Annotated in this window: 17 protein-coding genes; 16 read left to right on the forward strand and 1 reads right to left on the reverse strand. The window is 61.4% G+C overall.

What is annotated here, in order from left to right; translation table 11 throughout:
* Window positions 1-13 precede the first annotated feature (13 nt).
* On the reverse strand, window positions 14-904 hold the full coding sequence (locus tag AC0Z5Z_RS12115; protein ID WP_039762039.1) for a LysR family transcriptional regulator: 891 nt from the start codon (window positions 902-904) through the stop codon (window positions 14-16).
* Window positions 905-1,043: 139 nt separating this feature from the next.
* Between AC0Z5Z_RS12115 and leuC the strand changes: the two genes are divergently transcribed.
* The 16 genes from leuC (at window position 1,044) to AC0Z5Z_RS12195 (ending at window position 19,543) form a co-directional block, all read left to right on the forward strand.
* Window positions 1,044-2,474 carry a 3-isopropylmalate dehydratase large subunit gene (gene leuC, locus AC0Z5Z_RS12120; protein ID WP_485611147.1) on the forward strand — a complete coding sequence of 477 codons (1,431 nt, stop codon included), beginning with the start codon at window positions 1,044-1,046 and terminating at the stop codon, window positions 2,472-2,474.
* Window positions 2,475-2,476: 2 nt separating this feature from the next.
* Complete coding sequence (leuD, locus tag AC0Z5Z_RS12125; RefSeq protein ID WP_024012386.1) at window positions 2,477-3,121, forward strand: 3-isopropylmalate dehydratase small subunit; 645 nt, start codon at window positions 2,477-2,479, stop codon at window positions 3,119-3,121.
* A 95-nt stretch (window positions 3,122-3,216) separates the two neighbouring features.
* Window positions 3,217-3,984: a class I SAM-dependent methyltransferase gene (locus AC0Z5Z_RS12130; protein ID WP_485611148.1), complete on the forward strand. Its 768-nt coding sequence runs from the start codon at window positions 3,217-3,219 to the stop codon at window positions 3,982-3,984.
* 55 nt (window positions 3,985-4,039) lie between these two features.
* On the forward strand, window positions 4,040-5,122 hold the full coding sequence (gene leuB / locus AC0Z5Z_RS12135) for a 3-isopropylmalate dehydrogenase (RefSeq protein WP_016773933.1): 1,083 nt from the start codon (window positions 4,040-4,042) through the stop codon (window positions 5,120-5,122).
* 66 nt (window positions 5,123-5,188) lie between these two features.
* On the forward strand, window positions 5,189-6,301 hold the full coding sequence (gene asd, locus AC0Z5Z_RS12140) for an aspartate-semialdehyde dehydrogenase (protein ID WP_016773934.1): 1,113 nt from the start codon (window positions 5,189-5,191) through the stop codon (window positions 6,299-6,301).
* A gap of 245 nt (window positions 6,302-6,546) precedes the next feature.
* Complete coding sequence (locus AC0Z5Z_RS12145) at window positions 6,547-7,557, forward strand: aspartate-semialdehyde dehydrogenase (RefSeq protein ID WP_150635754.1); 1,011 nt, start codon at window positions 6,547-6,549, stop codon at window positions 7,555-7,557.
* Between the two features lie 209 nt (window positions 7,558-7,766).
* The gene (locus AC0Z5Z_RS12150) at window positions 7,767-10,427 is read left to right on the forward strand and encodes a motility hub landmark protein FimV (protein WP_150635753.1); all 2,661 of its coding nucleotides are present in this window, start codon (window positions 7,767-7,769) and stop codon (window positions 10,425-10,427) included.
* Between the two features lie 266 nt (window positions 10,428-10,693).
* Window positions 10,694-11,518 (forward strand): tRNA pseudouridine(38-40) synthase TruA, encoded by an 825-nt coding sequence (gene truA / locus AC0Z5Z_RS12155; RefSeq protein ID WP_016773937.1) that lies wholly within the window; start codon window positions 10,694-10,696, stop codon window positions 11,516-11,518.
* 64 nt (window positions 11,519-11,582) lie between these two features.
* Complete coding sequence (locus AC0Z5Z_RS12160) at window positions 11,583-12,215, forward strand: phosphoribosylanthranilate isomerase (protein ID WP_150741437.1); 633 nt, start codon at window positions 11,583-11,585, stop codon at window positions 12,213-12,215.
* A 198-nt stretch (window positions 12,216-12,413) separates the two neighbouring features.
* A complete protein-coding gene (gene accD / locus AC0Z5Z_RS12165; RefSeq protein ID WP_016773939.1) occupies window positions 12,414-13,334 on the forward strand; it encodes an acetyl-CoA carboxylase, carboxyltransferase subunit beta in 921 nt (306 codons plus the stop codon).
* A complete protein-coding gene (gene folC / locus AC0Z5Z_RS12170) occupies window positions 13,331-14,638 on the forward strand; it encodes a bifunctional tetrahydrofolate synthase/dihydrofolate synthase (protein ID WP_485611149.1) in 1,308 nt (435 codons plus the stop codon). The genes accD and folC overlap by 4 nt, the downstream gene beginning before the upstream one ends.
* Window positions 14,622-15,281, forward strand: a complete 660-nt coding sequence (locus AC0Z5Z_RS12175) for an SPOR domain-containing protein (RefSeq protein WP_041478538.1) — start codon at window positions 14,622-14,624, stop codon at window positions 15,279-15,281. Before folC ends, AC0Z5Z_RS12175 begins: the two co-directional genes overlap by 17 nt.
* Window positions 15,282-15,379: 98 nt before the next feature.
* A complete protein-coding gene (locus AC0Z5Z_RS12180) occupies window positions 15,380-15,940 on the forward strand; it encodes a CvpA family protein (protein WP_016773942.1) in 561 nt (186 codons plus the stop codon).
* A 41-nt stretch (window positions 15,941-15,981) separates the two neighbouring features.
* The gene (gene purF / locus AC0Z5Z_RS12185) at window positions 15,982-17,487 is read left to right on the forward strand and encodes an amidophosphoribosyltransferase (protein WP_485611150.1); all 1,506 of its coding nucleotides are present in this window, start codon (window positions 15,982-15,984) and stop codon (window positions 17,485-17,487) included.
* 71 nt (window positions 17,488-17,558) lie between these two features.
* Window positions 17,559-18,770 (forward strand): O-succinylhomoserine sulfhydrylase, encoded by a 1,212-nt coding sequence (locus AC0Z5Z_RS12190; RefSeq protein WP_485611151.1) that lies wholly within the window; start codon window positions 17,559-17,561, stop codon window positions 18,768-18,770.
* Window positions 18,767-19,543 carry an SDR family oxidoreductase gene (locus AC0Z5Z_RS12195; protein WP_252879799.1) on the forward strand — a complete coding sequence of 259 codons (777 nt, stop codon included), beginning with the start codon at window positions 18,767-18,769 and terminating at the stop codon, window positions 19,541-19,543. The genes AC0Z5Z_RS12190 and AC0Z5Z_RS12195 overlap by 4 nt, the downstream gene beginning before the upstream one ends.
* Window positions 19,544-19,641: the final 98 nt, after the last annotated feature.

A 19,641-nucleotide genomic window follows, 5' to 3' on the forward strand; every position in this document is an offset into this window, starting at 1 on the left:
GGAGTAGCACAAGTCAGGCCGGGATCCCTGGCCGATCGATTTGTGCATCCAGCAGGGCCATGAAGGCGCGTGCTGCATTCGATAGCGTCCGTTCGGTGTGCAAGATATAGCCTAGCTGGCGAGTGAGCTGTATGCCCGGCAATGCGATGCTTGCCACTTGTTCGTCGAGCATGGTGCGCGGCAGCACGCTCCAGGCCAGGCCGATGGAGACCATCATCTTGATGGTTTCCAGATAGTTGGTGCTCATGGCGATGTTCGGCGTCAGGCCCTGAGCTTCGAACAAACGCTGGACGATGTGGTGGGTAAACGTGTTGCCGCCGGGGAAAACCGCCGGATGGCCGGCGATGTCCGCCAGACTGACGACACCGTTGTTGATCAGCGAATGCTCCGGGGCGACGACGAAATCCAGCGGGTCGTCCCATACCGGCGTAGCTTTGACCAGGGTATGCGGCTCTGGCGCGAGGGTGATGACCGCCAGTTCTGCGCGGCCGTGGAGAATTTCCTCGTAGGCCACTTCCGAATCAAGGAACTGAATATCCAGCGCAACCTGTGGGTAGCGGCGGGTGAACTCCCTTAATAGAGGCGGCAAGCGGTGCAGGCCGATGTGGTGACTGGTGGCCAGCGTCAGGCGACCGCTGACCTCGCCGGTCAGGTTGGTCAGGGCACGGCGGGTGTCGTCGAGCACGTTGAGAATTTGATAAGCCCTTGGCAGCAGGGCGCGACCCGCCTCGGTCAGACCGACTTCGCGACCCAGTCGATCAAACAGGCGTACCTTCAATTGCTGCTCAAGCCCGGCGATGCGCTTGCTGATCGCCGGTTGGGTCAGATGAAGGCGTTCGCCGGCGCCGGAGAAGCTGCCGGTCTCGGCGATGGCAATAAAAGCATTCAGGTTAGCCAGATCCATGTCGCATTCCAGTTGGTTATCCAAAGCATAAAAAATATGAATTTGAGTTATTTAATCTAACCCCATAGGATCGGCCTCACAAGCCAAAGGGTTATTGATGAGCCCAGGGCATAGAAACAAGCTGATGAGGAACCGTCTGATGGCCGGCAAAACGCTCTACGACAAGCTCTGGGATTCGCATTTGGTCAAGCAGCGCGACGATGGCTCGGCGCTGATCTACATCGATCGTCACATCATCCACGAAGTGACTTCGCCGCAAGCTTTCGAAGGCTTGCGTCTGGCCGGGCGCAAGCCTTGGCGCATCGATGCCAACATCGCGACCCCGGACCACAACGTACCGACCACTCCGGAGCGCAAGGGCGGGATCGAAGCCATTGCCGACCAGGTCTCGCGTTTGCAGGTACAGACCCTCGATGACAACTGCGATGAATACGGCATCGTCGAATTCAAGATGAACGACGTGCGTCAGGGCATCGTTCACGTGATCAGCCCGGAGCAGGGCGCGACCTTGCCGGGCATGACCGTGGTCTGCGGTGACTCGCACACTTCGACCCACGGCGCATTCGGGGCATTGGCCCACGGTATCGGTACATCTGAGGTCGAGCACGTGCTCGCCACCCAGTGCCTGGTCGCCAAAAAAATGAAAAACATGCTGGTGCGCGTCGAAGGCCAATTGCCGTTCGGCGTGACCGCCAAGGACATTGTCCTTGCGGTGATCGGCAAGATCGGCACCGCCGGCGGTAACGGCCATGCCATCGAGTTTGCCGGCAGCGCGATCCGCGATCTGTCCGTCGAAGGCCGCATGACCATCTGCAACATGTCCATCGAAGCCGGCGCCCGCGTGGGCCTGGTGGCGGCGGATCAGAAGACCATCGACTACGTCAAAGGTCGTCCATTCGCGCCGAAGGGCGAGCAGTGGGACATGGCCGTCGAAGCCTGGAAAGACCTGGTCTCCGACGCCGATGCCAAATTCGACACCGTGGTCGAGTTGGACGCCGCGCAGATCAAGCCGCAAGTCAGCTGGGGCACTTCGCCTGAGATGGTTTTGGCTATTGATCAGAACGTGCCGGACCCGGCCAAGGAAATGGATCTGGTCAAACGTGACTCGATCGTTCGCGCCTTGAAATACATGGGTCTGACCGCCAATCAGGCGATCACCGACATTCAGCTTGATCGCGTATTCATCGGTTCCTGCACCAACTCGCGCATCGAAGACTTGCGCGCCGCTGCGGTCATCGCCAAGGGCCGCAAGGTCGCCTCGACCATCAAGCAGGCAATCGTCGTGCCGGGCTCGGGTCTGGTCAAGGCGCAGGCTGAAGCCGAGGGGCTGGACAAGATTTTCCTCGAGGCCGGTTTCGAATGGCGCGAGCCGGGTTGCTCCATGTGCCTGGCGATGAACCCGGACCGTTTGGAGTCCGGCGAGCATTGCGCCTCGACTTCCAACCGTAATTTCGAAGGCCGTCAGGGCGCCGGTGGCCGTACCCACTTGGTCAGCCCGGCCATGGCGGCGGCAGCAGCGGTGAACGGCCGTTTCATCGATGTTCGTGAATTGATCCAAGGAGCACAGTAAAGATGAAGGCATTTACTCAGCACACTGGTCTTGTCGCGCCTCTGGATCGTGCCAACGTCGACACCGATCAGATCATTCCCAAGCAGTTCTTGAAGTCGATCAAGCGCACCGGTTTCGGTCCGAACCTGTTCGACGAGTGGCGTTATCTGGATGTCGGCCAGCCGTACCAGGACAACTCCAAGCGCCCGTTGAACAAGGATTTCGTCCTCAACGCCGAGCGTTATCAGGGTGCCAGCGTATTGCTCGCCCGCGAGAACTTCGGCTGCGGCTCGAGCCGTGAACACGCGCCGTGGGCGCTGGAAGAGTACGGTTTCCGCAGCATCATCGCGCCGAGTTACGCCGACATCTTCTTCAACAACAGTTTCAAGAACGGCCTGCTGCCGATCATTCTCAGCGATGCAGAAGTTGATGAACTGTTTAAACAAGTTGAAGCCGAGCCGGGTTATCAATTGCAGATCGACTTGCAGGCGCAGACCGTGACCCGCCCGGATGGCAAGGTGTACAGCTTCGAGATCGATGCGTTCCGCAAGCACTGCCTGCTCAATGGTCTGGACGATATCGGCCTGACCTTGCAGGACGGCGATGCGATCGCGACGTTTGAAGCCAAGCATCGGGTTAGTCAGCCGTGGTTGTTTCGCGACGCTTGATTCGGGATTGATGTAGTCAGGGCGGGCCTCTTCGCGAGCAGGCTCGCTCCCACAGGGAATGTATTTCAAACAACACTGCTTACAGGATGTGACCCATGACCAGCACCGCCCAACACACTCAGGTCGTACAAAAGCAATTCGGTGAACAGGCCGCCGCCTACCTGAGCAGCGCCGTTCACGCTCAAGGCACCGAATTCGCATTGCTACAGGCTGAGCTGGCCGGGCAGGGCGAGGCTCGTTTGCTGGACTTGGGTTGCGGCGCAGGCCATGTCAGTTTCCATGTCGCTCCATTGGTCAAGGAGGTGGTGGCTTACGACATGTCGCAGCAAATGCTTGATGTGGTTGCCGGCGCTGCCGTCGATCGCGGCTTGAGCAATATCATTACCGTCAACGGTGCTGCCGAGCGCTTGCCGTTCGCCGATGGCGAGTTCGATTTTGTGTTCAGCCGCTATTCGGCGCATCACTGGAGCGACCTCGGTCTGGCCTTGCGCGAAGTGCGCCGGGTGCTGAAGCCGGGCGGGGTGGCGGCTTTCGTTGACGTGTTGTCACCGGGCAGTGCGTTGTTCGACACTTACCTGCAAAGCGTCGAAGTGCTGCGCGACACCAGCCATGTCCGCGACTACTCCGCCGCCGAGTGGCTGCGCCAGGTCAGCGAGGCCGGTCTGCATGTGCGCAGCACCACCCGTCAGCGCCTGCGTCTGGAGTACAGCAGTTGGGTCGAGCGCATGCGCACACCTGACGTGATGCGCGCGGCGATCCGCCAGTTGCAGCAGTCGATGGGCAACGAAGTGCGTGAGTATTTTGAGATAGATGCCGACGGCTCGTTCAGTACCGATGTGATCGTGCTGATGGCCGAGCGATAGGAATTTTTCCCGGCGCGCCGTTCACTGGCGCACCGCTTGAAGACACGAGGAAAGCATGAGCAAGCAAATTCTGATTCTCCCGGGTGACGGTATTGGTCCGGAAATCATGGCCGAAGCGGTCAAGGTGCTGGAATTGGCCAATGACAAGTACAGCCTGGGCTTCGAGCTGAGCCACGACGTGATTGGCGGCGCGGCCATCGACAAGCATGGCGTGCCGCTGGCCGACGAAACCCTCGATCGCGCCCGCGCCGCCGACGCCGTGCTGCTGGGCGCGGTCGGTGGCCCGAAATGGGACACCATCGAGCGTGACATTCGCCCTGAGCGCGGTCTGCTGAAAATCCGCGCGCAACTGGGCCTGTTCGGCAACCTGCGCCCGGCGATCCTCTATCCGCAACTGGCCGACGCGTCGAGCCTGAAACCGGAAATCGTTGCCGGCCTGGACATTCTCATTGTCCGTGAGCTGACCGGCGGCATTTACTTCGGCGCGCCGCGTGGCACCCGTACGCTGGACAACGGCGAGCGTCAGTCCTACGACACGCTGCCGTACAGCGAAAGCGAAATCCGCCGCATCGCCCGTGTCGGTTTCGACATGGCCATGGTTCGTGGCAAGAAGCTCTGCTCGGTGGACAAGGCCAACGTCCTGGCATCCAGCCAGTTGTGGCGCGAAGTGGTCGAGCAAGTGGCCAAGGATTACCCGGAAGTCGAACTGAGCCACATGTACGTCGATAACGCCGCCATGCAGTTGGTGCGCGCACCCAAGCAGTTCGACGTGATCGTCACCGACAACATGTTCGGCGACATCCTCTCCGACGAAGCGTCGATGCTCACCGGCTCGATCGGCATGCTGCCTTCGGCCTCCCTGGACTCCAATAACAAGGGCATGTACGAGCCGTGCCACGGTTCGGCCCCGGACATTGCCGGTAAAGGCATTGCCAACCCGCTGGCGACGATCCTGTCGGTATCGATGATGCTGCGTTACAGCTTCAATCTGCACGACGCTGCCGATGCCATCGAAAAAGCCGTCAGTGTCGTGCTCGATCAGGGCTTGCGCACCGGCGACATCCACTCGGCCGGTTGTACCAAAGTCGGTACGCAGGAAATGGGCGACGCAGTAGTCGCCGCGCTGCGGAATCTGTAATCTCTCGGGCCCGCTGCGAAATTCAATACAAAGCAGCGGCCCACTTTTCAAGAAGGTGTAGTTGCGATGAAACGTGTAGGTCTGATCGGTTGGCGCGGGATGGTCGGTTCCGTGCTCATGCAGCGGATGCTGGAAGAGCAGGATTTCGATCTTATCGAGCCGGTGTTTTTCACCACGTCCAATGTCGGTGGCCAAGGCCCGTCCGTGGGCAAGGACATTGCTCCGCTCAAGGACGCTTACAGCATTGACGAGCTGAAGACCCTCGACGTGATCCTGACCTGCCAGGGCGGCGACTACACCAGCGAAGTATTCCCCAAGCTGCGCGAAGCCGGCTGGCAGGGTTACTGGATCGACGCGGCGTCGAGCCTGCGCATGAACGATGACGCGGTGATCATTCTCGACCCGGTCAACCGCAAGGTCATCGACCAGCAGCTGGACGCGGGCACCAAGAACTACATTGGCGGCAACTGCACCGTCAGCCTGATGCTGATGGGTCTGGGCGGTCTGTTCGAGGCCGGTCTGGTCGAGTGGATGAGCGCCATGACCTATCAGGCGGCCTCCGGTGCCGGCGCGCAGAACATGCGTGAACTGATCAAGCAGATGGGCGCGACCCACGCCGCTGTCGCCGATCAACTGGCCGATCCGGCCAGCGCGATCCTCGACATCGACCGTCGCGTGGCCGAAGCCATGCGCAGCGACGCGTACCCGACCGAAAACTTCGGCGTACCGCTGGCCGGCAGCCTGATCCCGTGGATCGACAAGGAACTGCCGAACGGCCAGAGCCGCGAAGAGTGGAAGGCCCAGGCCGAGACCAACAAGATCCTCGGTCGCTTCAAGAGCCCGATCCCGGTCGACGGCATCTGCGTGCGCATCGGCGCCATGCGCTGCCACAGCCAGGCGCTGACCATCAAGCTGAACAAAGACGTACCGATCGCCGATATCGAAGGGCTGATCAGCCAGCACAACCCTTGGGTCAAGCTGGTACCGAACAACCGCGAGATCAGCATGCAGGAGCTGAGCCCGACCAAGGTCACCGGCACCCTGAATGTACCGGTCGGTCGTCTGCGCAAGCTGAACATGGGTTCGCAATTCGTCGGCGCCTTCACCGTCGGCGACCAACTGCTGTGGGGCGCGGCCGAACCGCTGCGCCGCATGCTGCGGATCCTGCTGGAGCGTTGATCGCTTGAAGCATTGAAGAAGCCCGTGCCTTGTGAGAGGTGCGGGTTTTTTTATGCCAAGGATTTCTCCGGTGTCTGTACTGCCTTTTTCGCGAGCAGGCTCGCTCCCACATTGAAATGCGGTCCCTGTGGGAGCGAGCCTGCTCGCGAAAGGGCCGGTCCAGCCGCCGCAAATCCTGCAGAAATTGCCTGCGCGCCACCCACCCGGTAAAGTGCCGCTCCCCCCGTTTTGCCAGAGGTAGCTCCATGACCCAGACTTTCGATATCGCCGTTATCGGCGCCACCGGTACTGTCGGCGAAACCCTCGTACAGATTCTCGAAGAACGCGACTTCCCGGTCGGCAACCTGCACCTGCTGGCCAGCAGTGAATCGGCCGGCAGCTCGGTGCTTTTCCGCAACAAAAACGTACGCGTGCGCGAGGTCGACGAGTTCGATTTCAGCAAGGTCAGACTGGTGTTCTTCGCCGCCGGCGCTGCTGTGTCGCTGAGCTACGCCGCTCGCGCCCATGCTGCCGGTTGCTCGTTGATCGACTTGTCCGGCGCCTTGCCCACCGATCAGGCGCCACAAGTGGTGCCCGAGGCCAATGCCGATATTCTCGCCAGTCTGAAAAGCCCATTCCAGGTCAGCAGCCCAAGCCCGTCTGCGACGACGCTTGCGGTGGTGCTGGCGCCGTTGCTCGATCTGCTCGATCTGCAATACGTCAACGTCACCGCCAATCTGGCCGTTTCGGCACAAGGCCGCGAGGCAGTCACCGAGCTCGCGCGGCAGACCGCCGAGCTGCTCAACATGCGCCCGCTGGAGCCGACGTTCTTTGATCGGCAGATGGCGTTCAACCTGCTGGCACAAGTCGGTACGCCTGATGCGCAGGGCCACACGCTGCTGGAAAAACGATTGGTTCGAGAGCTGCGCCAGGTTCTGGCAAAACCTTTATTGAAGATTTCTGCCACTTGCGTTCAAGCCCCGGTGTTTTTTGGCGATAGCTTTAGCGTGACCTTGCAGTCAGGCAGCGCTGTTGACCTGGAAAAGGTCAACGCAGCGCTTGAGGCTGCACCGGGCATCGAGCTGGTCGAGGCCGGTGATTATCCGACCGCGGTCGGCGATGCGGTGGGGCAGGACGTGGTCTACGTAGGCCGCGTGCGCACGGGCGTCGACGACCCGGCGGAACTAAATCTTTGGCTGACGTCAGATAACGTACGCAAAGGCGCGGCGCTCAACGCCGTGCAACTGGCTGAGTTGTTGATAAAAGACCTGCTGTAAAAGATACTTGGCAACAATTTGTCGACTGATTCTAGGTGAGCGCTATGCTTGCCCGAAGCGCGTCGATGACGAGTCACCCTCCGGGACTTTCCGGGGCAGCACCGAAATGATCGCGCGCGGCGACCCCCGTCGTCGCGCGCAATGCCTTACGGCAGCGGTATTCAAAAGCTTCTCGCTGGCCGAGGAACGTTCAAACAAAGGATGAGGCTATGGTTCAAGTTCGCAAACTGGTGTTAGCAATAGCGGCCGCCTCGGCGCTGTCCTCCGGTATGGCGCATGCCCTCGGGCTCGGGGAGCTGACCCTGAAGTCGACCCTGAACCAGCCGTTGGTGGCTGAAATCGAGCTGCTCGACGTCAAGGATCTCACCGCTGCCGAAGTGGTGCCGAGCCTGGCTTCCCCTGAAGATTTCGCCAAGGCCGGCGTCGACCGTCAGGCTTTTCTCAATGACCTGACGTTCACCCCGGTGCTCAACGCCAACGGCAAAAGCGTGTTGCGCGTGACCTCGAGCCAACCGCTGTCGGAACCGATGGTGAAGTTCCTCGTGCAGGTGATGTGGCCCAATGGCCGCTTGTTGCGTGATTACAGCGTGCTGCTCGATCCGTCGAAATTCTCGCCGCAGACCGCAGACGCCGCCGCGCAACCGGCGCCGTCGCAGACCATCACCGCGCCAACCACTGGCGCCACCCATCGCAATCAATACACCACCACGCCGCGCGACACCCTGTGGGAAATCGCCGCGAAGGCGCGCAACGGTGGCTCGGTGCAGCAGACCATGCTGGCGATTCAGGCGCTCAATCCGAATGCCTTTATCGACGGCAACATCAACCGTCTGAAAACCGGCCAGGTGCTGCGTCTGCCTGACCCGGTACAAAGCACAGCGCTGCCGCAGTCGGCTGCCATCGCTGAAGTGGCGGCGCAGAACGAAGCCTGGCGTCAGGGCCGGCGTTATGTGGGCAAGCCTGGCACCGGTCAACAGCAGCTGGATGCGACCAATCGTGGCCGTGGCAATACCGGTGCAGCGGCCAACACCCAGGACAATCTGAGCCTGGTCTCGGCGGAAAGCGCCAAGCCCGGTGCGAAAGGCCCGGCGGGCGACGCCAAGGCGCTGAGCAACAAACTGGCAATCACTCAGGAAAACCTCGACACGACCCGTCGTGACAACGAGGAACTGAAAAGCCGCATGGCTGATCTGCAGAGCCAGTTGGACAAGCTGCAAAAGCTGATCGAGCTGAAGAACAATCAACTGGCGAAGATGCAGGCCGACGGCGCCGGCGCTGCGCCTGGCGCCACTGCTGCTGTGCCGCCGGTGCCGGCGATCACTGCCGAACTGGCCGCAACACCGCCAGCCACCCCGGCCGACGCCGCAGCGGCTTCACCGACTCCAGAGTCGGCCATCGCGCCGCCAGCGGAAACCCCGGTTGAGCCAGTCGTCGAGCCGGTGGTCGAAACTACGCCGCCTGCTGCCGCCGATGACGACAAAGCCTTCAATGAGCTGCTGACCAATCCGATCCTGCTCGGCCTGATCGGCGGCGGTGCGATTGTTCTGCTGCTTCTGCTGTTGCTGCTGGCACGCCGTCGCAAAGCCCAGCAGGAAGCCGAAAAGCACCTGCGCATGGCCCGCGCTCTGGCTGAAGAGCAAGAGTTCTCCGCTGAGCAGGATCTGCCGGAAAGCAGCTTCTCCGGCCTGGAAACCCCGGCAGCCAGCGTCAAGCTCAACACGCCAGCTCCGGCACCTGCGCCAGCCCCTGCACCGGTCGTCACTCCGGTGGTGATGGCTGCGCCGATTGCCGCACCACTGGTGGCCCCGGCCGGCGAACGCTCTGATGATGTGCTCGACAAAGCGCAATCGCACATCAATGCCGGCCGCCTTAATCAGGCCGCTGCGCTGCTGGAAGAGGGCGTCAGCCTTGAGCCGGAACGCAGCGATCTGCGCCTGAAGCTGATGGAAGTCTACGGTCAGCAGGGCGACCGCGATGCGTTCGTTGCGCAAGAGCGTCAACTGGTGGCCAATGGCGATAACTTCGCCAAGGTCGAAGCGCTGAAAAGCCGCTTCCCGGCCATGGCTGTGGTCGCTGCCGGTGGGCTGGCAGCTGCCGCCGTCGCTGCCGAACTGGACGCGCAGTACGTCAAGGAATTGCTGCAAGACGAGCCGCAAGCGCCCGAGGCTGCCGCTGACGATCTCGACACCGCGTTCGATTTGAGCCTGGACGACCTCGACAACATCACCCCGGTCGATCCTGCGCCAGCGGTCGAGCCAGAAGCGCCTGTCGAGCTCGACGCGTTTCCGGCCGAAGACGATCTGAGCTTCGCTTCGGTGCTGCAAGAGCAGACCGAGATGAAAGACAATCTCGACGATCTGTCGGACTTCGATCTGGACATGGATCTGGGCGCCGAACCATCGCCGGCCACGTTGGCTGAAGATGACTTCCTGCTGGATCTGGACGACGGCGTGAAGGACTTGCCACCGGTCGAGACGCCGGTAGTTGCTGACGTGCCGCAGGACGACCTGGAGCTGCCAGCCGATTTCGACCTGTCGCTGGCCGACGAAATGGACACCAACCCAGCCGCCGAGCCGGATGCTTTCGCGGCCGAGCTCGACGACGTCAATGCCGAGCTGGATCGCCTGTCGCAAAGCATGGCCGAGCCGAGCTTCACCGAAGCGGACGCTGCGTTGGGCGATGATCTGGGCGAAGACGATTTCGACTTTCTCGCCGGCACCGACGAAGCAGCGACCAAACTCGATCTGGCCCAGGCTTACATCGACATGGGCGACGCTGACGGTGCGCGTGACATCCTCAACGAAGTGTTGACCGAGGGTGACGAGAAGCAGCGGGGCGAGGCCAAGGAAATGCTTTCCAACCTGGCGTAAGTTCAGCGGTAAACAACAAGCGGCAGCCCGGTGGGGCTGCCGTTTTTGTTTGTGCCGGATTCGGCGGTGTTTGATCGATTGCTTTCGCGAGCAGGCTCGCTCCCACAGGGGGGCGCATTGCAAATGTGGGAGCGAGCCTGCTCGCGAAGGGGGCGGTACTGCCGATAGAGAACTCTGGCATCCCCAGCCCACCGCCTTATAATGCCCGCCTTTGCAAATCAGCAGGCTGTCCCACCTTGGCAAACATAGATAACCCGGTCGCCGAAATGGCGCCCGACGGCTTTTACCGCGTCGCGCTGGGCGTTGAGTACAAAGGCTCGCGCTACAGCGGCTGGCAACGGCAGCTGACCGGAGTGGCGACTGTGCAGGAAGAGCTTGAAAAAGCCCTGTCGAAAGTCGCCAATTCGCCGGTTTCCCTGCAATGCGCCGGGCGTACCGATGCCGGCGTGCATGCCTGCGGCCAAGTGGTGCACTTTGACACCCAGGTTGATCGCTCGCTGAAAGCCTGGGTCATGGGCGCCAACATCAATCTGCCCCACGACATCAGCGTCAGTTGGGCCAGGGTCATGCCGGCGCATTTTCATGCGCGCTTCAAAGCCATTGCCCGGCGTTATCGCTATGTGATCTACAACGATCAGATCCGCCCGGCGCACCTCAATGAAGAAATCACCTGGAATCACCGTCCGCTCGACGCCGAGCGCATGGCCGAGGCCGCGCAGTACCTGATTGGTACTCACGACTTCAGTGCGTTCCGGGCCGGTCAGTGCCAGGCAAAGTCGCCGATCAAGAAGATGCATCACCTGCGCGTGACCCGTCACGGCAAGATGATCGTGCTCGACATTCGGGCCAATGCCTTCCTGCATCACATGGTGCGCAATATCGCTGGTGTGCTGATGACCATCGGTGCCGGTGAGCGTCCGGTGGAGTGGATGAAGGAAGTGCTGGAAAGTCGCGAGCGTCGCTCCGGCGGGGTCACGGCGCATCCCTACGGGTTGTATCTGGTGCAGGTCGAGTACCACGACGAATTTCCGTTGCCCGAGCGCTTTATCGGGCCACATTTCCTTACGGGTTTCTCCGAACTTGACGGCTGACGCCCTCGAACGCTTTTGTTACCATCCGGGACGTTTTCGGATTTTGCCTTGAGGTTTTCCTGACATGTCAGCCGTTCGCAGCAAGATCTGCGGCATTACCCGCATCGAAGATGCGCTGGCCGCCGTCGAAGCCGGTGCTGACGCGATCGGCCTGGTGTTTTACGCCAAGAGTCCGCGAGCGGTGAACGTGCAGCAGGCGCGGGCGATCATCAAGGCGCTGCCGCCGTTCGTTACCACCGTGGGGCTGTTCGTCAATGCCAGCCGTTGCGAGCTGGGAGAAATCCTTGATGCGGTGCCGCTGGATCTTTTGCAGTTCCATGGCGACGAAGGTGCGGAGGAGTGTGAAGGCTGGCATCGTCCGTACATCAAAGCGCTGCGGGTCAAGGCGGGTGATGACATTGCTGCTGCCTGCGATGCCTTTCCCGGCGCCAGTGGCGTACTGCTCGACACCTATGTCGAAGGGGTGCCCGGTGGAACCGGCGAGGCGTTTGACTGGTCACTGATTCCGCAACACTTGAGCAAACCGCTGATTCTGGCCGGCGGCCTGACGCCGGAGAACGTTGCCGACGCGGTAGCACGGGTCAAGCCCTACGCGGTGGATGTCAGCGGCGGGGTAGAAGCGAGCAAAGGCATCAAGGATCACCACAAGATTCGCGCATTCATCAACGCGGTGCGCGGCAATACATCGTCGATGTGACGGCTGGCAGTCTGCCGCCGTCCATCAATGCACTTGCACAAAGCAGGCGCGGCTGAGGGTTGCTGAATCGTCGCAGGTCATGTTCCGCGCTGACCGCCACTGTTCGGCAACCATCGCCACACACATGAATTTAGCTCAAGGGCATACGCGGGGCTGCGAACCAGAGCGTTCGGGCCGCCGGTACTGGAGAAAGAAAGCATGAGCAACTGGTTAGTAGACAAACTGATCCCTTCGATCATGCGCTCGGAGGTCAAGAAGAGCTCGGTGCCTGAAGGTCTGTGGCACAAATGCCCGTCCTGCGAGGCGGTGTTGTACCGTCCGGAGCTGGAAAAGACCCTGGACGTTTGCCCCAAGTGCAACCATCACATGCGCATCGGCGCACGTGCCCGCATCGACATTTTCCTCGACCCGGAAGGCCGCAACGAACTGGGTGCTGACCTGGAGCCGGTTGACCGTCTGAAATTCCGCGACGGCAAGAAGTACAAGGACCGCTTGGTCGCTGCGCAGAAGCAGACCGGCGAGAAAGATGCGCTGATCTCGGTCAGCGGTACCTTGCTGGGCATGCCGGTAGTGGTTTCGGCATTCGAATTCAACTTCATGGGCGGTTCCATGGGCGCCATCGTCGGTGAGCGCTTCGTTCGCGCTGCCAACTACGCACTGGAAAACCGCTGCCCGATGATCTGCTTCGCCGCCTCCGGTGGTGCACGCATGCAGGAAGCGCTGATCTCGCTGATGCAGATGGCCAAGACTTCGGCCGTGCTGGCGCGTCTGCGTGAAGAAGGCATTCCGTTCATCTCCGTACTGACCGACCCGGTCTACGGCGGCGTTTCCGCCAGTCTGGCGATGCTTGGCGACGTCATCGTCGGCGAGCCGAAAGCCCTGATCGGCTTCGCCGGTCCGCGGGTGATCGAGCAGACCGTGCGCGAGAAACTGCCGGAAGGCTTCCAGCGCAGCGAATTCCTGCTGGAGCACGGCGCGATCGACATGATCATCCACCGTCAGGAACTGCGTCCGCGTCTGGGTAACCTGCTGGCACAGATGACCGGCAAGCCGACGCCGAAGTTCGTCGCCGCGCCGATCGAACCGATCGTGGTGCCGCCGGTGCCTGCCAACGTATGACCCAGCGCACCCTTGGTGAATGGCTCGCCTACCTTGAGCAGTTGCATCCGTCGGCCATCGACATGGGCCTGGAGCGTTCGCAACAGGTAGCGTCCCGCATGGGGCTGGGCCAGCCGGCGCCTCGGGTGATCACGGTCACCGGCACCAACGGCAAGGGTTCGACCTGCGCGTTCGTGGCTTCTTTGCTGCGTGCGCAGGGCCTGAGCGTTGGCGTCTACAATTCTCCGCACCTGCTGCGTTATAACGAGCGGGTGCAGCTCAACGGCGTCGAAGCCACTGACGCGCAGCTGTGCGAAGCCTTTGCTGCGGTCGAGGCGGGCCGCGGCGAGACTTCCCTGACTTACTTCGAAATGGGCACTCTGGCAGCGTTCTGGCTGTTCCAGCAGGCGGCGCTTGACGCTGTGGTGCTTGAGGTCGGGTTGGGCGGGCGTCTGGATACCGTCAATGTGGTCGATGCCGATATTGCGCTGGTCACCAGCATTGGCGTCGATCACGCCGATTATCTGGGCGATACCCGCGAATCCGTGGCCTTCGAGAAGGCCGGAATTTTCCGCCAGGGCAAGCCTGCTCTGTGTGGCGACCTGAATCCTCCGCAACCACTGCTCGACAAGGCGCACGAACTGGCTTGCCCGTTCTTCCTGCGTGGACGCGATTTCGATCTTGGCTTCACCGAGCAGCATTGGCAGTGGCGCGGCACCGATGCCCTAGGCCAAGTGGTCGAGTTGCGCGACTTGCCGCTGCTCGATCTGCCGATGGAAAACGCCGCGCTGGCGCTGCAAGCTTATCTGCTGACAGGTTTGCCGTGGAATGCCGAACAGATTGTCGCGGCGTTGCAGGCGACGCGCGTGGTTGGGCGCCTCGATCGTCGGTCATTCGAATGGAATGGCAAGCGCCTGAACCTGTTGCTTGATGTTGGTCACAATCCGCATGCCGCTGAATATCTCGCCCGGCGTCTGGCCGCGCGGCCGCCGGTTGGCAAGCGTCTGGCGGTGTTCGGGTTGCTGGCGGACAAGGATCTGAATGGTGTTGTTGGCGAATTGAATGCTAGTGTCGCGCATTGGGCTGTCGCGCCGCTGGATTCGCCGCGCGCGCGTCCGGGGGCTGAACTTGAGGCAGCGCTGCAGAACCTTGGTGCTTCAGTAACGTCCTATGCCAGCGTTGCGGCCGCTCTGGAAGGGCAGTGCGCTATAGCAACCAGCGACGACGAGATTCTCTTGTTCGGATCATTTTATTGTGTCGCCGAGGCCCTTGAATGGCTGGCCCGGCGCTCCACGGAGGAAGCGGCAAATGGCTTTGCTGGATAAAGCGTACAAGCAGCGCATGGTTGGCGCGCTGGTGCTGGTGGCGCTGGCGGTGATCTTCCTGCCGATGCTGTTTTCCCGTCAGGACGAGCAGCGTCAGGTGACCGTCGAGGCCCCGGCTGCGCCTCAGCCTTCGGCCATGCCGCAGGTGCAAATTGACCCGGTGGCTGTGCCCGAGCCGCAAGCCTTGCCGCAAGAGCCTGTGCCGACTGACGAAGAAGTCGCTGAAGAAGCGGTGCCTGCGGCCCCGGCTGCACCGGCTGCGCCAGCACCGACCATCCCTGCGCAGATAGCCCGTCCGGCAACGCCGCCACCGGTGGCCAAGCCGATTCCGGCGCCGGCTCAGCCGATCACATCCGCAACCAGCAAGCCTGACACCACGCAGAGCCGCGTCGATGCCAACGGTCTGTCGGTGAGCTGGTCGGTGCAACTGGCCAGTCTGTCGAGCCGCGCCAGCGCCGAGAGCCTGCAGAAGAACCTGCGCAGCCAGGGTTATAACGCCTACATTCGTTCTGCCGATGGCAAGAATCGGGTGTTCGTCGGTCCGCTGATCGAGCGTGCCGAAGCCGATCGTCTGCGCGATCTGCTGAGTCGTCAGCAGAACCTCAAGGGCTTCGTTGTCCGTTTTCAGCCTGAACGTGGCTGAAATCTATCACCTCGATTGAAAAGCACTGACAATCGCAGCTTACCGACAGCCATGCGCTCTGCTAAAATGCGCCGCCTTATCCGTCTGTAGGCTGCACTGTGCCATTTACCTGGGTTGACTGGGCGATCGTTGCAATCATCGCCATCTCCGCTTTGATCAGTCTGAGCCGCGGCTTCGTAAAGGAAGCTTTATCGCTGCTGACCTGGATCATCGCAGGAGCGGTTGCCTGGATGTTTGGTGGCTCACTGTCCGAGTACCTCGCCGGATACATCGAAACCCCATCGGCTCGCGTGATCGCGGGCTGTGCCATCATGTTTGTCGCCACACTGATCGTGGGCGCAATGATCAATTATCTTATCGGCGAGTTGGTTCGCGTCACCGGGTTGTCCGGGACCGATCGATTCCTCGGCATGGCCTTCGGCGCAGCGCGTGGCGTGTTGCTGGTGGTCGTGGCGGTCGGGCTGTTGAGCCTGGGGCCGGTACAGCAGGACGGCTGGTGGAAAGAATCACAGCTCGTGCCCAAGTTTCTATTGGTCGCCGACTGGTCCAAAAACCTGATACTGGGGTGGAGCAGTCAGTGGCTTGCCAGCGGAATCAGCGTACCCGCTGAGATTCCGTTCAAGGAGCAGCTCTTGCCGACGGCGAAAACGCCTCAGTGAGTGCTGTTCAGTTCAGATCCATTAAGTAGGGGTTGCGTCGCATGTGTGGCATCGTCGGTATCGTCGGTAAGTCGAACGTCAATCAGGCGCTGTATGACGCGCTAACCGTGCTCCAGCACCGCGGCCAGGACGCTGCCGGTATCGTGACCAGCCATGATGGCCGGTTGTTCCTGCGCAAGGATAATGGCCTGGTGCGTGACGTGTTCCAGCAGCGTCACATGCAGCGTCTGGTCGGCCACATGGGTATCGGCCACGTCCGTTACCCGACTGCCGGCAGCTCGACGTCGGCCGAAGCCCAGCCGTTCTACGTCAACTCGCCGTACGGCATCACACTGGCGCATAACGGTAACCTGACCAACGTTGAACAGTTGGCCAAAGAGATTTACGAATCCGATCTGCGTCACGTCAACACCAGTTCCGATTCGGAAGTGCTGCTCAACATATTCGCCCACGAGCTGGCCCAGCGCGGCAAGCTGCAGCCGACCGAAGAAGACGTGTTCGCCGCCGTGACCGACGTGCACAACCGTTGCGTTGGTGGTTACGCCGTTGTGGCGATGGTCACCGGTTACGGCATCGTCGGTTTCCGCGATCCGCACGGCATCCGCCCGATCGTGTTTGGCCAGCGACACACCGACGAAGGCGTCGAGTACATGATCGCCTCGGAAAGCGTTTCGCTGGACGTGCTCGGTTTTACCCTGATTCGCGACCTGGCCCCGGGTGAAGCGGTCTACATCACTGAAGACGGCAAGCTGCACACCCGTCAGTGCGCAACCAACCCGTCGCTGACCCCGTGCATTTTCGAACACGTCTACCTGGCGCGTCCGGACTCGATCATCGACGGCGTGTCGGTTTACAAGGCGCGTCTGCGCATGGGCGAGAAGCTTGCCGAGAAGATCCTGCGCGAGCGCCCTGAGCACGATATCGACGTGGTCATCCCGATTCCGGACACCAGCCGTACCGCAGCGCTGGAGCTGGCCAATCACCTGGGCGTGAAATTCCGCGAAGGTTTCGTCAAGAACCGTTACATCGGTCGCACCTTCATCATGCCGGGCCAGGCTGCGCGCAAGAAGTCGGTACGCCAGAAGCTCAATGCCATCGAGCTGGAATTCCGTGGCAAGAACGTCATGCTGGTCGATGACTCGATCGTGCGCGGCACCACCTGCAAGCAGATCATCCAGATGGCCCGCGAAGCTGGCGCGAAAAACGTCTACTTCTGCTCGGCGGCACCTGCGGTGCGCTTCCCGAACGTGTACGGTATCGACATGCCGAGCGCCCACGAACTGATCGCGCACAACCGTTCGACTCAGGACGTGGCCGACCTGATCGGTGCAGACTGGCTGATCTATCAGGACCTGCCTGACTTGATCGAAGCGGTCGGCGGCGGCAAGATCAAGATCGAGCACTTCGATTGCGCAGTGTTCGACGGCAAGTACGTGACCGGTGACGTCGACGAGGCTTACCTGAACAAGATCGAGCAGGCGCGCAACGATGCCTCGAAGGTCAAGACCCAGGCAGTCAGTGCGATCATCGATCTGTACAACAACTGAGTTTCCACCGGCCCTGAGGGGCCGGTTTTGTATCTGATATTTATTGTTCGAGAACAGCAAGGAGAGACAGCATGAGTCAGGAATGGGATGCCGGTCGGCTGGACAGCGACCTCGAAGGCGTAGCGTTCGATACCCTGGCCGTCCGTGCCGGTCAGCACCGCACGCCGGAAGGCGAACACGGTGACCCGATGTTCTTCACCTCCAGTTACGTATTCCGCACCGCTGCCGATGCAGCGGCGCGCTTTGCCGGCGAAGTGCCTGGCAACGTCTATTCGCGCTACACCAACCCGACCGTGCGCGCGTTTGAAGAACGCATTGCCGCGCTGGAGGGCGCCGAGCAAGCCGTCGCCACGGCAACCGGCATGGCCGCGATCATGGCGGTGGTGATGAGCCTGTGCAGTTCTGGCGATCATGTGCTGGTGTCGCGCAGCGTGTTCGGCTCGACCATCAGCCTCTTCGAGAAATACTTCAAACGCTTCGGCGTCGCAGTCGATTACGTCCCGCTGGCCGAGCTGTCGGCCTGGGACGCGGCGATCAAGTCCAACACCAAGCTGCTTTTTGTCGAATCGCCGTCCAACCCGTTGGCCGAGCTGGTGGATATCGCCGCGCTGGCAGAAATCGCGCATGCCAAGGGCGCGCAGCTGGTGGTCGACAACTGCTTCTGCACCCCGGCGTTGCAGCAGCCGCTGAAGCTCGGCGCGGATATTGTCGTGCACTCGGCGACCAAGTTCATCGACGGTCAGGGCCGCTGCATGGGCGGCGTTGTCGCCGGTCGCGGTGAACAGATGAAAGAAGTGGTGGGTTTCCTGCGGACCGCCGGGCCGACCCTCAGCCCGTTCAACGCGTGGATCTTCCTCAAAGGCCTCGAGACCCTCAACCTGCGCATGAAAGCGCATTGCGCCAACGCTCAGGCGCTGGCCGAATGGCTGGAGCAGCAGGACGGCATCGAGAAAGTCCATTACGCCGGCCTCAAGAGCCATCCGCAGCACGAGTTGGCCCAGCGCCAGCAGAAGGGTTTTGGTGCGGTGGTCAGCTTCGAGGTCAAGGGCGGCAAAGAAGGCGCCTGGCGCTTTATCGATGCTACTCGGTTGATTTCGATCACCGCCAACCTCGGCGACAGCAAAACCACGATCACCCATCCAAGCACCACCTCCCACGGCCGTCTGGCGCCGCAGGAGCGTGAAGCAGCGGGGATTCGCGACAGTCTGATCCGCGTCGCGGTTGGTCTGGAAGATGTCGCTGACCTGCAGGCTGACCTGGCGCGCGGTCTGGCGGCATTGTGATCGAGTTGTCCACACCGGCAGCCAATACCCATGGCCGCGTGGCGCTGGTCACTGGCGCTGCACGCGGTATCGGCCTCGGAATCGCCGCTTGGCTGATCAGCGAAGGCTGGCAGGTAGTGCTGACCGATCTTGATCGGGTGCGTGGTTCGAAAGTGGCGAAGGTGCTGGGCGAGAATGCCTGGTTCATCGCCATGGACGTCGCCGAGGAAAATCAGGTCGCACTGGGCGTGGCCGAGGTGCTGGGGCAGTTTGGTCGCCTTGATGCGCTGGTCTGCAACGCGGCGGTGGCCGATCCGCACAACATTACTCTGGAAAGCCTCGATCTCGCCTATTGGAATCGAGTGCTGGCGGTGAATCTGAGCGGGCCGATGTTGCTGGCCAAGCACTGTGCGCCTTATCTGCGTGCGCACAACGGTTCGATCGTCAATCTGGCCTCGACCCGTGCGCGACAGTCGGAGGCGGACTCCGAGGCGTATGCGGCGAGCAAGGGTGGGCTGTTGGCGCTGACCCATGCGCTGGCAATCAGCCTTGGACCGGAAATCCGCGTGAATGCGGTCAGTCCGGGCTGGATCGATGCGCGTGATCCCTCGGTGCGTCGCGCCGAACCGTTGGCCGATGCCGATCACGCCCAGCATCCGGCGGGCAGGGTGGGGACGGTCGAAGACGTGGCGGCGATGGTGGCGTGGTTGCTGTCGCGCAATGCGGGATTTGTCACCGGGCAGGAATTCGTCGTCGATGGCGGCATGACCAAGAAGATGATCTACACGGAATAACAAGCGAAGCCGCGTCCTGTGGGAGCGAGCCTGCTGGCGAATGCGGTCCATCGGTCGATGGCTTCTTCAGGAATGAAGCAATTTCGTCTTTTTCAGAA

The organism is Pseudomonas sp. 1L-E-NC-VB-C3 (assembly GCF_057291535.1).